Below are 15,049 nucleotides of genomic sequence, written 5' to 3' on the forward strand. Positions count from 1 at the left end.
ACCCCTCGATTTGATCCAACCATCTCCATTAGCGCTCTACCATTGTGGCGAACGGATCTACCAGTATACGATAGATGGCGCATTATAAGATTAAGCAGAGACTTTCCCCTGATAAGGCGGAAGGGATCGGCAAGAATTATTGCCTGAAGATCCCGTAAGGTCTCAGAGTGAGCGATATCGTTTGCGCTCGATGTTACCAGTCCGGCCCTATTGAAAACCTCGTTGGGATGTATCGCAATGCGTTCGTTTTGGTCCTCACAAAACGAATGGAATGCGACTGTGTACCACACAATAAATCTGTCGAGTTCGGAAGCGAAGCTCTCTTTTTCGGAAGCGCTCATGAGATTGATGAGGTTGCCATCACGAATTACATCGTTCTCGATCGAGTAGCCATTGGAAAGTAGCAAGTCAGGGTGATGGTATGGCTCTGGAATGCCCTGAATCACCCAAGAATCTTGATCAGCTATAAACAAGACCGTTCCGCTCTCCATAGCTGATCGAGAATCAAACAAGCTCAGAACGGCGTCTCGTCCTCCAACGGGAAAGACTGAAAGAAACGACCCATTGTGGTAAGTCTCAAGCTCTCTATATACTAAAATGTCATCCGTACCCTCAACGACTATCGTTGGTAAAGACGATCTACTCAACGTCGCGATAGCCTCTTCGACAGAAACCTCTACCTTCCCCCGTAGTGATGACATAATCATATGCCTCCCGAGTCACCACGATCTAGATCTATTAATACCTCCTTATCGGGATATTTACTGTAAATAAATGGCGAGTGGGTCGCTATGATAAATTGGTTAGATGACTGTTGCGCTAACAGCATAGGAAAGAGCTGCCTTTGCCAATCGACATGGAGGCTGAGCTCCGGCTCATCGATAATCAGTACGCTATTTTGATTAAACGCGTTGTAGCAGATAAAACTGAGCATCTGCTTTTCACCCGCTGATAAGGCATCTGAGGTAACGGAGTTTGCCGCATCCCCAAAGCTCAAGCGAGTTCCGATATTAATGCCGGTATGCTTGAAGAGTCGCTCAACAAGACTACGAACGGCCTCCATCGGGGCCATAATATCCTCGCGATCAGACTCCATAGACTCGATCTTCTGCCGTATATCGTCAATAACGATATTGGCTGTATCAATCTCCTGAACATCTTCCTTGTCAGACTTAAACTCCTTGATCGTTGAAATTATCTCCTCCGACGTTTTTTGCTGAATATCGTTATATAAACCAGATAGATCAGCGAAACGAGTTAGCAATAGTCCGACGATATCTGCGGTTGATATCGAAGACACAAAGGTGTGTGTACCGTTGGTCAGCTTTTTTGATAAAGCCGTTAGCGCATCTTCGATATCCGACTTAACCCGACTTGGGCCAAACGAGAAAAGTCCGGTATGGTTTCGACGGTTACGGTTCGGGGTCAGCGTGAAGCCTCCCTCGATACGCCGGAATGTTGGGAAAAATACAGAGCTTCCCCTCTTTATAAGACGGGGATTTGCAAGATCTTCGGCGTTGGTAAAGTCCTCGTCATCATCAGACTGACCGTCCTCGAAAACCCATGTCTTATTATTGGTAGTGAACTCGACGCGACAGGTATTGTAGCTGAGTCTGTAAACGGTGCATTCGTAGCTGTCCGTGACAAGATTAAACTTACTGAACGGCACTTCGTTTAAGGCGTGAATGATATTTCCGCTCATTACATACCACAGAAGTTTAAGTAGGCTCGTTTTTCCAGCCCCATTCTTTCCTGTAAGTATATTTAAATCGCTATGAAACGATGCTCGGATTGTTCCAGGGCGATCAAGCAAGTCAACGACTTCAAATGTCTTGATGCGCATAGGTTCTCCGAACGGTTATACGGCCTGTATGTCTGCTATGCCTTCTAGCCAGCTTTTTATCGACGTAACAGCGTCGTTTGCTACTGAACCTTGATGAGCATGTCGGGGGCGACGGCAAGAGCCTCAGCTATACGTTCTAAGGCTCGAACGCTGGGGTTACGAGTTCCGCGTTCAATGTCACTGAGATAGCTACGTTTCATTCCTGCTTGGAATGCCAGCTCCTCCTGTGACAGCCCGCGCTCCTTCCGGAGCCGTCGCACGTTTTCACCGAGAAGCTGGACCAAATCCATGCAGCGACATGGCTGCAAGCCCCCGGCGTCGTCTGTCCCCTAGGCGTGTCAAATACCAGTTGCACTTGCAACGCTGTCCCCTGATCGTGACAATCGAACAGGAGAAATGTGAATGCAAAAATCGACCCTGACCGCTTTGGCGGTCGTCCTGGCAACGTCGGCGTGCGCAAATTCGTCGAGAGCTGACAACACATCCGATGGCGCTACGCAGCCTGTCTCAAATACGTCGATGAGTGCTAACACCTCAGCGGTGGTAGCTCAGCCCGAACCAACGTCGGTAGTTCCGAAGGGGTGGGCTACACAATGGTCAGCCGGTGGCGACCTGAACGCTGACGGTGTTCCGGATCAGGTTCTCATCCTTAAACGTGATGGTGCTTCCGTCGACGGTACTCGGCGTTTGTTGATTGCCTTCGGCAAGCCGGACGGCACAAAATCGATAGCTGCCGACACGGATACATTCTTACCAGTTGTCGAAAACGACACGGACCCGTTTGCAAGCGACAACCCACTGCAGATTAAAAATCGGTCGCTGAGGGTGTACGTCGAGGGGACGGGTACGGATCTAACGCACGAGACGTTCACCTTTCGGTATCAGAACGCCAAGTTCGAATTGATCGGGTATGATGCGGTCAACCAGATGCGTAGTACCGGCGACTACGATAATGAGAGTATCAATTATTCGACGGGCAACGTGGAGCACACGGTCGGGAATATTGCTCAATCCAAGGACGTCGTCACCAAAACACAATTACCTGCCGGACAGCGGCCAACCCTGTTATCGATCAATTTAACAGAAGGCTTTTCTCCACCCGAGGATGAGAACTAGACGGAGTCGAGGGGCGGCTCGCCCACCCCCGACTAGGTTAACGGGGAGGGTTGGGCGCTTCGTCGCTCGATGACGTAGGTCGCTCAGCTTTCTTCTGACGGTTGGCCAGGTCAGCAATTACACCGGCGCTGCAGCGCTGCTGGACGATCTACCCGACGCGCCGTGGATGCTGGGCGACCGCGGCTACGACGCAGACTGGTATAGGCGCGCGCCTCAAGCAAAGGGCATCACACCCTGCAGTAGCCGAAGCAAATCTTGAAACGTGCCCAGCAAATGCCGAAAGCGCCGTAACCAAAGCCGCAGCCGCATCGAAATTCTGTTTGGCCGCCTGAAGGGCTGGCGTCGGGTCGCCGCCCGCTACGATAGATGCCCAACGGTCTTCTTCTCCGTCATCGCTCACCACCACTATCATCTTGTGACTCGAATCAGCGATCCCTGAGCCTAGGCACTGCCTTAAGTTATTACAAAACTACCAGATAGACTTTGTAAAAAACTTGTGAAATCTCCCGTCTCGCGCAGCTTGACGATCGGAAAGGATAGTCCGTACTATTACGATAGTAAGCGTACCAAACCGAAATATCTAAAAAGGTCGGGGGGTTATGCTAAAATCACCATTCTGGGCTATGATTGCTGGCTGCGGACTTAGCGGTTGCGCCTTACTCAATACTCGTGCGGTGGAGTTAAAGCCGGGAAGTGATCGTCTTCTAATATGGAAGTCGAACTACTCAGCTGGGCTATCGGGAGCGGGCGGAACCTGTGCGCAAGGTGCACTGACAGCAAATGCCACATCTCTCAAAGCCGCAGCGAAGGGCGAGGGGGCAACCACCGGTAATGCAGCAAAAGGAAGTGGAGAGCTTTCTTTTGGGCAGCAGCAAGCGATTGCGATGCTAAATGCGTCGAATGCACAGACCGCATACGCAAATATCGCATTTTTCTACCTTTGCCAAATCTCGTCAAATTATAAGGGGGTCTTAACAGCAGACCAAGTCATCCACATGTGGGATTCAGCAAATAAGGCAGTTACGATCGTCAGCACGGCTGGCGCAATAGCGAGCACTATTAGTTCTTCGAATATAGAGACGACAACTAAGACCGTCGAAAAAAACGCCTCGGACAGCGGCAGCGATACAGAGACGCCCACGGACACGGCATCCGATAGCGGTGCACCAAAGGGTGACGAAGCCTCAACCGAAACAGGTAAGCCTGAAACGGGGGGTACCAAAACAGTAACGACCACTGCGGAGCAACCGGCGACGACGTTGCCTACGACCACGACAACTGCAGTGATGGATGCCTTGAAAAGTTTCGTGGCAGAACCGTCTCCTGTTGGAAATAGCGCTCGTTCACCGGGGGATGCTGTAGCTCCGCAGCAGCAGCCACCGCTGCAACCGCAGCCATAGGCATGCTGAGTCCGAAGCCGAACACTCTCGGATAAAAATACTTAGATGGACGAGGCCCTATTTCCGACGAGATATCAAAGACCGGTCGTCAAGGTGATAAAACAGTGATCAATTGATCTGCTTGAGGGGATCGAAAATATCGACCGCTTTCGTAACATCACGTTTTGAAGCGGGCTTTGAACGAGGCCACGGCAACCTCGATCTGCTTATCCATCTCACCAGCCCTGACTGCCTTCAGGACCGTCTCCAGCGTGGGAATAAGCTCGTTCCGATTCGTGATCCGAATGGCTGGCTTACCCTTCGCCAATTCGAGGTTCGTATTTCCGTATTTGATCCACAGGAGGACCGAACCGTCTGTATCTGCCGTCCACCAAGGACGAACACGAGTTTTCACGACGGACTCGGAAACCTGTTCGCTTTCGATGTCACGGACACGGCGATATTTGACCCGCTGGAATGACTGACCGGACTCGGTGGCCTTTGCCAATTCGATCTGGTCGCCAATTCGATCGATCAGCTTCTGCCGCATCGATCCAATTCCTCTGACCCGCATTGCCGCTCGATCAGATGCCACCATTGTCAGTGAGGAAAGTACCGTCATCATCATATCTCCGTTGGTTGATACGATGATCGTCCGGTCGACGGGAACATGAGACAACGAGGTTATCTGTCTGCCGATTGTGAAGCCCGCTCAGCGGGCTGTCATTCCGTCGTATCGTTGTAACTTCACGGCACAGATTGTGAGCATTGTCATTGTCATAGAGGGTCAAACCCTAATGAAAAACAAAGGTATTCTAAGGGGTTATTCGTTGAACCGAGTCTTCGTAATGCGGGGGTCACAGGTTCGAGTCCTGTAAGCGGCACCATACTACAGAAGCGCGGTTGAGCAGGGCGAATTTCAAGATTTGCTCGCGTTGCGCGCTGACTCGTAGGATAATGTTGCTCAGATGTTCTCACCGCAGCAATAGGCGGGGGATGGCATGGTCCAGACATCAGGCATCCGTAAGCGGACCGCATTTTCACGGTGGCTACGGACGGGCATGGTGCCATCGGCGCTAGGTCCTGACGGTCTCGAACTCAAATCAATCCATGGCATGATCCGGCGGACGGCCGGTTTACATTTGCAGGCGCGGGGCGCCGTGATGGACCGACCCAAACCGATACGACGAGCGCCAGAAACGATCGTGCGCGTTCTGGGAGCGGTCGCGCTCCAAGCCTAGGGGATAGTTATACATCGCGGACCGCAAAACCGCCAAAGGCTGAAACGCCCCGCGCCCGATCGCTCACGGGCGACGACCCGAAATCGGTAGAACGCAGGTCGGCCAAGGTGCAGTCCACGCGGATCCCGGGAGCGCGGCCCGGTGGTCAGCCGAACCCCGTCGCCGAATTCGTTGATGGCGTCGGTCAGGGACTTATGATGTTGGGGAAGGAACCGTGGCGGGAGTCCATGCTGCGCTAACAACAAATCCGGTAACGACTGTTCGCAACGCCGGCCGTGGCATCGCGGCCATGATCGACACCGCAATCACTGCTGAGGATACCCCGGCCCATATCCAGGCCTCCCGCGCGGCAAGCGCCGTTGCCAACGCCTCGGCGCGGGACATCGGTCGCGCCGCAGGAAAGGTTGCTGGGAACGTCGCGCTGGCGGTAGCGCCGGGGGCGGCGCTCTCCAAGGCTGCCGCATTGCGCCGACTCGCTATCGCGAGGCCGCGTATAACCTTTGACCCGCCGCAAATCGGCTGGGTCAAGGAGACGACCACGTCAAAAAAGGCATGGAAACCCTATAACGATTCGGCGCCCGGCGCGCGCGCCGGTCAGGCGCCAACGTTGATGCGGACGATGCCCAACGGTTCTAAGCGGCCGGTGAAGTTTGACGGCATTCAGGGCGATTTTATGGTCGACCGAAAATGGGCTGTCGTAAACAGGCCTCGTTCGCGGGCCCAGATTTTGCGGCAGTCGGAGGTATTGGTACAACACCGTCTGATCGGGACGTGGGAGGTCCCTACGCCTGTCGAGAAAACCAAGGCACTGAAACTGCTCAAGCAGATGAGCATCACGAACATTCACGTAAAGGTTGTGAAGCCATGATCGCTATGCAGGTTGCAGAAATTATCGCGGAGTATGCCGTGTTCCTCGAACTGACCGACGACGAGGAACTTAACCCTGATACCGCCGTGAAAATGATGGAAGCCTTAGCTAGCCATCTTCAAGAGATGGACAAGGGATTTCTCCGTGAGCTCGTGAATGCGTTTCCGATCATAGCGGAAGAATATAGTGGCGAGGCGCAAGAGGTGGTGCGCAACATATCTTATGGCTACTATCTTGAAGAGGCTCTTGCAGTTGAAGACCCGGTCAAGATGGCTACATTGGATGCGTTGCGCGACGCGAGGGGCTGAACGGCCGTCGCTGTGACCCATGAAACCTTCTAAATCCCACTTCGTAGCGCCGCGGTTGCGCGCGAGCGTCGTGAGGCTGTGGCGCAATAGGTACGAGCGCCACTCGCGGCCCATCGGCAGTCCGAGCTTCGTAAGCATGGTGTCCCAGGCCCGGTCGACATTCTGCACCGCTCGCCCGCGATAATTGACCAGCCAGCCGCGGCCGGCGCGGTCCCTCAATTTGATTTACGTGAGGTCGCGTATTCGGCCCATAGCCAGCGATCGAGCGTCAGAAGGACGGGCAGCAAAGCTCGATGCTTCTTGTTTTGCGTCCCGCCCTGCAGGTTCAGGTCGATCGTTCGTACACCTGGCCACCACTGCAGACTGCCGCGTTGCCATAGCGGAGTGGTGACGTTAGGAGACAACATATCATCGCATATGAGGAAGTCTCTTGGCACGCTGGACGATGCGGACTGTGACACGATTATCGGGCGGGGCTGTGCCGCTTCGGCTGCGGCACACGCTTGGCGCGATCGGCATGATGGCAGGGTCGCCGGCGGTTGCGCAGGCCGTGGAGGAACCGGCGGAGCGGAACGAGATCGTCGTGCTGGGGACCCGGACATCGCGGGACGCGACGCTTTCCTCCGATCGCGCGACCGAAGTCATGTCGCAATCAAGCCGGTCACTCGAACAGGACATCCTGCGTGCGGCGGGGACGTACCGGTTGAGCGACGCGCTGGAATTGGTGAGCGGCAGCAGCCAGCAGAATAATCGCGGGGGCTTTGCCGATAATTTCGCGATCCGCGGCTTCCTGAGCACCGCCGATGGCGGCGGCGAATATTATACCGATGGCTTCATCGCCAATCGCGGCAGCGCCCCTGCGCGGGACCCCGCGACGATCGAGCGTATCGAGATCCTCAAGGGCCCTGCCGGCGCCGTCTTTGGCGATATCGATCCCGCCGGACGGGTCAATATGGTCAGCAAGACGCCGCGTTTTGCATCACAGGCGTCGGCGACGCTGCACTATGGTTCGTTCGACACGCGTCGCATCGAACTCGACGCGACGGGGCCGCTGACCGGGACGCTGGCCGCGCGGATCGTGGTCGCGACCGAAGACAGCGACGGCTACCGCGATTTCGTGACGGTGAAGCGCCGCGTCGTGTCCCCATCGCTGACCTTCCGGCCGAGCGACGCCGTACAGCTCACCTATCTCGCCCAGCATATCGTCTATGACGCGCCGTTCGACCGCGGTGTGGCGGCGGTCGATGGCGATCCGCTCGCGCTGCCGGCGTCGCGGTTTCTCGGCGAACCCTCGAACGGGCCGACGCGCGCGCGCGACACCCGCCACCAGCTGACCGGCGAAGCGCGGCTGGGTGGGACATGGTCGCTCGTCGGCGGCGTCGCCTATCGGACCGGCACGTTGCGGGGCTTTTCGGCGGATCCGTCGCGCGTCGTCGACGGACACACGCTGTGGCGGCAGCGTCGCGAACGGGGTTACGAAGTCGAGGATCTGTCCGCGCGTCTCGAAGTGCGCGGCGAAGTGCAGGCGCTCGGGCTTCATCGTCCGAGCCTGGGCATCAAGGGCAACACGCTCGACTATCTCGAACTGCTGAACCGGCGAAATCCGACAGCAGACAATCCCTATGCGATCGACGTCTTCAACCCCGTCTATGGCGAGACGCAGGCCCTGCCGCTCCTGCCCAGTATCGATCAGCGCGAAACGCGGCGCGTGGTGTCGCTCTACGCGCAGGACGCCTGGGCGGTGACCGATCGGCTCGATCTCGTCGGGGGCATCCGCCTCGACGCCTATCGGCAGCAGCTCGCGCGCAATCTCGTCAAGGCGACGACCGTGTCCAGGGGGCGCCCGGTCAATTTCCGCCTCGGCGCGCGCTATGCCGTCAGCGACGCGCTCTCGGTCCACACCAACTGGGGTGAGTCGTTCCAGCTGAATTCCGGCAGTGGCGCGGGGGGTGTCGCGTTCGCCCCCGAACAGGGGCATGGCTACGAAATCGGCGCGGCGGGCCGCTGGCGCGGTATCGATGTCGGCCTGACCTGGTTTGATATCAAAAAGAGCAACGTCCTCACGACGGATCCGAACGACGCCAATTTCCTGGCGCCGGTGGGATCGCTGACGAGCCGCGGCGTCGAATTCGATGCGTCGCTGCGGCTTGCCGCGCGGTGGCAGGCAGTGGTGAACTATGCCTGGACCCGGGCGCGCACCGACGATCGGTCGTTCGCCACGCCGCTCGCGCTGAACGTCCCCGATCATTCGGCGACCGCCTTTATCGTGCACCGCTTCGATCCCGGCACCGGCCGGGACTGGCAGATCAGCGGCGGTGTCGCCTATGTCGGCAAGCGGTCCGGCGCGACCGACGCCAGCGGGCTCATGCTGCCCGACTATGTGAAGGTGAAGGCGTCCGCCGACATCCCGCTATCGAGTTCGCTGACGGTCCGCGCCGAGGTCGATAACCTGTTCGACGAGCGCTACGCGCAAAGCTCGTACAATTCGGTCTGGATCTATCCAGGCGCGCCACGCACCGTGCGCGCGTCGTTGCGAGCGGAATTCTGAATGGCGATCACGACGGACCAGACGCGCGCTGCCGCACCCGATCGCGATATCCCGCGCAGGCGACTGGAGAGCATCGACGCGGTGCGCGGGATCGTGATGATCCTGATGCTGCTCGACCATCTGCGCGAGACATGGCTTGTCCTTGTTCCCATGCCCGATCCGGTGGATGCCAACACGGTCATGCCGGCACTCGCGATCGCGCGCTTCGCCGCCAGCTTCTGCGCGCCGATCTTCGTCGCGCTGACCGGCCTTTCCGCCTATCTCTTCGGCGTCAGCCACACGCCGCGCGAAACCGCCGCGTTCCTGGCAAAGCGCGGGTTGCTGCTGATGGCGATCGACGTGCTGTACCTGTCGCCACTCTATTGGGGGATCGTGCCTCAGCCGACCTTCTGGCTGCAGGTGATCTGGTGCCTCGGCCTGTGCATGATCCTGCTCGCCGGGCTGATACGGCTCCCCCGGCCGGCACGGATCGCTCTGGGACTGGTGCTGGTGTGTGGCCACAATCTGCTCGATCCCGTTCGGCTGCACCAGGGGGACACGCTGTTTCCGGTCTGGGCGTTGCTGCACCAGCGTGACGTGATCGCCCTGCCGTTCGGGTTCCTGGCCAGGACGACCTATCCGATCCTTCCGTGGCTGGGGGTCATGCTGCTCGGTCACGCGATCGGGCCGTGGTTTGACCGCATGGTCGAATCCGCGCAGCGCAGGCGATATCTGACGCGGCTCGGCATCGGGATGATCGTTGGCTTCATCACGCTGCGCGCGTTCAACCTCTATGGCGACGCGCCCTGGCATGTGGTCGATAACAGCCCGCTGCGGACGGCGATCAGCTTCCTGTCGATGACGAAATATCCGCCGTCGCTCCTGTTCCTGCTGCCGACCCTGGGCGGCGGAGCGCTGCTGCTGGCGCAATGCGAGCGACTGGCGAGCTCACGGCTCGTGTCCGGTCTGGCCGTCTTCGGTGCCGCACCGATGTTCTTCTATCTGTTTCATCTCACCATGCTGCGCATCCTCTATCACGCGGCGCTGGCGTGGTGGGGGCCGACCGATGGTGCGGTCTTCATGGTCGACGGCTATGCCTGGGTGCTCATCTGGTACGTCGTCCTGATCATACCCTTCTCGCTCCCGACGATGTGGTTCGCGCGGTTGAAGCAGCGTCGTCGGGATATCGCTTGGCTGCGCTTTTTCTGATGGCAGGTCCGCATCGGCGCGGTGACGACGCGATCACGCGGCCCCCGCCGGGCATGCCGCAGCTCAGGCGGCGTGTCTGACGGCCATCGCGACGATATGCTCGATCACCTGTTCGGGGATCGGGTTGGCGACCTCCAGCCCGAATCCCCCGAGATAGGACCACGCCACCCAACCGGGATATTGGGCGAGCCCGGGTATGTCGAGCGAGAGAAACCGGCCGATCGTGACGCCATATTCGGACTGGATATTGAAACCCCGGGACGAGACATTCTGAACGATCGCCGCGTGTGTGTCGCCGAAGCCGGTGACGATCGTCACGGGGAGGCTGATCGCACGCCGCGTGCAATTGCGTCGATCGAGCAGATCGTGGCTGATGTCGCTGGCGAGGCGGCGGTAGGTCTTCATACGCCACATCTAGGCCATCAACCCTAATGCCGCGTTAAGCACGCGTCGCTCGCGTCAAAAGGCGGCGAACCCGTAATCCGCGTCCTCGTCGATACCAACCGGGGCGGGGGGCGTGGTGGTCGCCGATCGAGACGAGCGCAGGCGCGTGTCGCGCTGTAGGTCCGGTTGTTCGGTCATCTGCCGAATTGCCCCGGCGCCACGCTGCGCGCCTTCGATGCGGAATTTCGCCGCCTGGTCCGACAGCGCTGCGACTTCGGCGGTCAGGTTGCGCGCCGCCGCGGAGGTCTGTTCGACCATCGCCGCATTCTGCTGCGTTGCCTGGTCCATCGCGCCGACCGCCATGCTGACCTCGGTAATCGCGCTCGACTGCGCACGATTGTCGTCCGCGATCCCGGCGAGCAGCGTGTGCACGCCGCGCACATCCGTCGAGATCGCCGACAGCGCACCATCGACCCGCTGCACGCGTTCCACCGCGGTGCCGATATCGGCCTGCGTCGCGGTCAGCTGGTCGCGCGCGCGTCCGGCCTCCTCCTCGGCGCGCATCGCCAGCGCGGAGACGAGATCGGCGACCACCGCAAACCCGCGACCCGCCTCGCCCGCACGCCCTGCCTCGACCGCGGCGTTCATCGCCAGCACGCGCGTCTGGAACGCGATCTTGTCGAGTCCTTCGATCACGCTGTCGATCCCCGTCGCGCTTTCGCTGACCCGGGTCATCGCCTGGACCGCCTCGTCCGCGATCCTGCGCCCGTCCGCCACGGTGGTGATCGCGCCGTCCGCCCGCTCGACGGTCTGGCCCGCGGCGACCGCGGTAGCCCTGAGGCGCTGATCCATCTGCGCGATCGCCGCCGCGGTCTGCTCGAGGCTGGCCGCGTTGCTTTCGGTGCGCCGGGCGAGATCCTCGCTCGCCTGCGCGATCTCCTGTGATCCGGTCCGGATCATCATCGCCCCTTGCGCGACCGATCCGATCAGCCCGCGCAGGCTGGCGAGCGCGCTGTTGAAGTTGCTCTTGAGCCCGGTGAACGGCGCGTGCAGATCGGCGACTACCTCGGCGGTCAGATCGCCCTGCGCCAGTGCGGTGAGGCCGGTACCCAGGCTGTCGACGATCAGTGCCGCCTGGGCCTGTTTCGCTGCCTCGGCCGCCTGGAGTTGGTTCCGGAACGCCAGCATCGCCTTCGCCATGTCGCCCAGTTCATCGCCGCGATCCGCGCCGGTCACCTCGGCGGCGAGATTGCCGTCGCCGAGTGCGCGCATCGTGCCGGCGAGGACCACGATCGGCCGGACGACCCGGCGCTGTGCGACCATCACGAATGCCAGCGTTCCGGCAATGCCGACCGCCAGCGTGATGGCGAGCAGGATCATCGCGATCGTGCCGAGCTGCTCCGCTTTCTCGGCGGACCGTGTCGAATTCGTCTCGATCGCATCCGACGCCGCGCCCATCGACACTTCCAGCACGCGGAACTGATCGAAGAACCCGGGCAGCATCGCACGCGCGGCGACCGGATCGCGGCCGACGCGATCGATGACCTGCGTCGCAGCGCGGACATAGGCCTCCATCGGCGCCGCCAGCCTGGAAGTTACCGCGGCGACCGCAGCATCGCCGGTGTACGCCGAATCCGCTGCGATCCCCTCGCGCAGGGCGACGAGATGCTCGCGGAAATCCTTCTGGATATCATCCGGCTTGATCGCGCTGCCGGGCTCCGCTGCCTGGAATGTCGCGAGCACGTCGCTGCGGATCGCGTCGTGCATCATGTCCGCGCCCTGGTGATTGGAAAGCAGCGTCGTCGCATCGGTCAGACGGTGCAGCGCGGCGCTCTGCATCCACGCCGCGCCGATGCCGGTCGCACCGCAGAGCAGCATCAGTCCGAACAGGACCACGCCCGCCATCCGGATCATACGGGTCAGCGACATCGCATCACGCGACCGGGACTTCGTCATCATCATGTTTTGCTGGCCTGTTCCGTACTGGGACACGTTTCGATTTCTATAATAGGCGGGAATGCAGTGCTCGGAGGTGGCGCGTGGATATTATGACGGTGCCTCGACTGGTCGGACCCGCCCTATTACTCTCCGCGGCCTGGACGTTACCTGCCTGGGGGCAGTCCGGCCCGCCAGAAGTCGTGCAAGACCCCCCGCCACGTGCCGTCGCGATCACGGGACGCTATGTCGTCGATCTCATGGGCAACGTCGCTGGCGGCGACGCGCGGGGCGCGCGGGTGCTCGACAATCTCGAGGTCACGGCCGATGGCGACCTCGACCGGCTGGCCGGCTGGCGCGGCGCGCGCGCGCATCTCCATGTGCTGAGCAATCAGGGGGGATCGATCAATGCGCTGGCGGGGACGGTGCAGGGCGTCGACAATATCGAGGTCGCTGACGGCCGCGTGAAGCTGTACGAGGCGTGGGTCGAACAGGATCTTGCGGGTGGACGCGCCGCGCTGCTGGTCGGGCTGTCCGATCTGAACGTCGACTTCTACCAGAATGACTCCGCGGGCATGCTGGTCGCGCCGGCGTTCGGCATCGGCTCGGAGCTCGCGGCGACGGGGCCCAACGGGCCTTCGATCTTCCCCTCGACCGCGCTGACGATGCGACTGAAGACGTCGATCGGCACATCTGGCTATTTCCACGCTGCCGTCGTGAATGCGCGGGCAGGGGTGTTGGGCGATACGACGGGGATCGACCTCGGAATGCACGACGGCGCGCTTCTGATCGCGGAGGCCGGGACACGCGCCAACGGCAAGCTGGCGTTCGGTGCGTGGCGCTACACGCGGCGTCAGGACGACATGCGGGCGTGCGACGGCAACGGCGATCCGGTCAAACGAACGGCGATCGGTGCCTATGTACTGGTCGATCAGCGGCTGGTCGGTGACGACGGCCGGGGCATCGATCTGTTCCTGCGCGCGGGCATATCGGACGGGAAGACGACGCCGTTTCGCGGCGGTTTTCAAACCGGGCTGCTCGCACGCGGCCTCGTTCCCGGACGGCCCGACGGGCAATTCTCGATCGGCGTCGCGCAGGGCCTGTTATCGCAGGCTCTGCGTCAGACGGTGCGCGATGCCGGCGATCACGCCGACGCCGCGGAGACGGGGATCGAGATCACCTATCAGGATCGGGCGGCGCCCTTCCTCGCGGTCCAGCCCGACGTGCAATATGTTCGCCGCGCCTATGCCGGCGCAGGCCGCCGGTCGGCGTTCGTGGTCGGGCTGCGGCTGATAGCCGAATTTTCACGTCGCTGACGGTCAGCCTCATCGCGGCTCCTGCGGATCCCCGAGGACTGGCGTTGCCGTGAGCAACGGCCAGCCGCGTCCGATCCGCGCACCCGGCTCAGGCGGCCTGTGACTGAAGCGCGTGCATGCGAGAGACGAAGGGAAGCGTTTCGACGAACGGCACGGGGCGGCTGAAATAATAGCCCTGCGCGCTGTCGCACTTCTCTGCGACCAGGATATTCAGCTGATCGAGCGTCTCGACCCCCTCGGCGGTCGACAGGATCCCGAGGCTCCCGCAGAGCCCCGTCACCGCACGCACGATCGCCAGGCTGTCGCTGTTGGTGCCGAGATCGCGGACGAACGATTGATCGATCTTGACCCGGTCGAACGGGAAATTGCGGATATGGCTCAGCGACGAATAGCCCGTGCCGAAATCATCGAGCGAGATGAGCACGCCCAGTTGCTTGATGTCACGCAACTGTTTCAGGACGCTCGCCGTGTCGTCGAGCATCGCGCTTTCGGTGATCTCCAGTTCGAGGCGGCGCGGATCGAGGCCGCTGACACGCAGCGCGTGGGCGACGACGGCCGGCAGCGTCCCCGACTTGAACTGCAGCGCGGAGAGATTGACCGCGATCTTGACGCTGTCCGGCCAGCATGCCGCATCCCGACAGGCGCGCGTCAGGACGAATTCGCCAACCGCGCCGATCAGCCCGATCTCCTCGCACACGCTGATGAATTCGTTCGGGGGGATGATGCCGCGCTCGGGATGATACCAGCGTGCGAGTGCCTCAAAGCCGACCACCGCATGCGTGCCGATCGCGACCTGCGGCTGGTAGTGAACCTCGAACTCTTCCGATTTCAGTGCACGGCGCAGTTCGATCTCGAGCTCGCGCCGGCGGGTTGCGAAGACGTGCATGTCGGGCGTGTAGAAACAATAATTGCCGCGCCCGCCC

The 15,049-nt window shown here is 60.3% G+C and carries 13 protein-coding genes and 1 pseudogene; 8 read left to right on the forward strand and 6 right to left on the reverse strand.

The annotated features are described in order from the left end of the window. Positions 1–703 precede the first annotated feature (703 nt). Positions 704–1,843 (reverse strand): AAA family ATPase, encoded by a 1,140-nt coding sequence (locus sphsw_RS08395; RefSeq protein ID WP_031440210.1) that lies wholly within the window; start codon positions 1,841–1,843, stop codon positions 704–706. Between the two features lie 80 nt (positions 1,844–1,923). Continuing rightward, entirely contained in the window at positions 1,924–2,133 is a 210-nt protein-coding gene (locus tag sphsw_RS18810; protein WP_031440211.1) for a helix-turn-helix domain-containing protein, read from the reverse strand. A 112-nt stretch (positions 2,134–2,245) separates the two neighbouring features. Here sphsw_RS18810 and sphsw_RS19330 point away from each other — a divergent pair, with 112 nt between their 5' ends. The 3 genes and pseudogenes from sphsw_RS19330 to sphsw_RS19340 all read left to right on the forward strand — a co-directional run bounded on the left by sphsw_RS19330 (position 2,246) and on the right by sphsw_RS19340 (position 4,359). Further along, positions 2,246–2,959 (forward strand): hypothetical protein, encoded by a 714-nt coding sequence (locus sphsw_RS19330; protein ID WP_152555442.1) that lies wholly within the window; start codon positions 2,246–2,248, stop codon positions 2,957–2,959. 76 nt (positions 2,960–3,035) lie between these two features. After that, a pseudogene (locus sphsw_RS20365) lies at positions 3,036–3,398 on the forward strand (transposase); the annotation flags it as partial. 160 nt (positions 3,399–3,558) lie between these two features. Then, on the forward strand, positions 3,559–4,359 hold the full coding sequence (locus tag sphsw_RS19340; protein WP_152555443.1) for a hypothetical protein: 801 nt from the start codon (positions 3,559–3,561) through the stop codon (positions 4,357–4,359). Positions 4,360–4,516: 157 nt separating this feature from the next. Here the strand turns inward: sphsw_RS19340 and sphsw_RS08410 are convergent, their stop codons facing one another. After that, a complete protein-coding gene (locus sphsw_RS08410) occupies positions 4,517–4,960 on the reverse strand; it encodes a DUF6641 family protein (protein ID WP_031440213.1) in 444 nt (147 codons plus the stop codon). A 908-nt stretch (positions 4,961–5,868) separates the two neighbouring features. On the opposite strand from sphsw_RS08410, the gene sphsw_RS08415 reads away from it, so the two are divergent. The 4 genes from sphsw_RS08415 to sphsw_RS08430 all read left to right on the forward strand — a co-directional run bounded on the left by sphsw_RS08415 (position 5,869) and on the right by sphsw_RS08430 (position 10,491). After that, positions 5,869–6,447 (forward strand): hypothetical protein, encoded by a 579-nt coding sequence (locus tag sphsw_RS08415; RefSeq protein ID WP_031440214.1) that lies wholly within the window; start codon positions 5,869–5,871, stop codon positions 6,445–6,447. Then, a complete protein-coding gene (locus sphsw_RS08420; RefSeq protein ID WP_031440215.1) occupies positions 6,444–6,755 on the forward strand; it encodes a hypothetical protein in 312 nt (103 codons plus the stop codon). The genes sphsw_RS08415 and sphsw_RS08420 overlap by 4 nt, the downstream gene beginning before the upstream one ends. 478 nt (positions 6,756–7,233) lie before the next feature. Then, the gene (locus sphsw_RS08425; RefSeq protein WP_235188329.1) at positions 7,234–9,303 is read left to right on the forward strand and encodes a TonB-dependent siderophore receptor; all 2,070 of its coding nucleotides are present in this window, start codon (positions 7,234–7,236) and stop codon (positions 9,301–9,303) included. Next, entirely contained in the window at positions 9,304–10,491 is a 1,188-nt protein-coding gene (locus tag sphsw_RS08430; protein ID WP_042466873.1) for a DUF1624 domain-containing protein, read from the forward strand. It begins immediately after the preceding gene. Positions 10,492–10,554: 63 nt separating this feature from the next. Here sphsw_RS08430 and sphsw_RS08435 read toward each other — a convergent pair whose 3' ends face one another. Then, the gene (locus sphsw_RS08435) at positions 10,555–10,896 is read right to left on the reverse strand and encodes a PilZ domain-containing protein (RefSeq protein WP_031395616.1); all 342 of its coding nucleotides are present in this window, start codon (positions 10,894–10,896) and stop codon (positions 10,555–10,557) included. A 54-nt stretch (positions 10,897–10,950) separates the two neighbouring features. Further along, on the reverse strand, positions 10,951–12,804 hold the full coding sequence (locus sphsw_RS08440; RefSeq protein WP_042466887.1) for a methyl-accepting chemotaxis protein: 1,854 nt from the start codon (positions 12,802–12,804) through the stop codon (positions 10,951–10,953). 209 nt (positions 12,805–13,013) lie between these two features. On the opposite strand from sphsw_RS08440, the gene sphsw_RS08445 reads away from it, so the two are divergent. Further along, a complete protein-coding gene (locus sphsw_RS08445) occupies positions 13,014–14,126 on the forward strand; it encodes a carbohydrate porin (RefSeq protein WP_042466875.1) in 1,113 nt (370 codons plus the stop codon). Positions 14,127–14,214: 88 nt separating this feature from the next. Here sphsw_RS08445 and sphsw_RS18325 read toward each other — a convergent pair. Then, positions 14,215–15,049, reverse strand: an 835-nt coding sequence (locus sphsw_RS18325) for a putative bifunctional diguanylate cyclase/phosphodiesterase (RefSeq protein ID WP_160172619.1), incomplete at its 5' end; no start/stop codon positions are given.

This window comes from Sphingomonas sp. FUKUSWIS1 (genome assembly GCF_000733135.1).
GTDB lineage: Bacteria > Pseudomonadota > Alphaproteobacteria > Sphingomonadales > Sphingomonadaceae > Sphingomonas > Sphingomonas aerolata.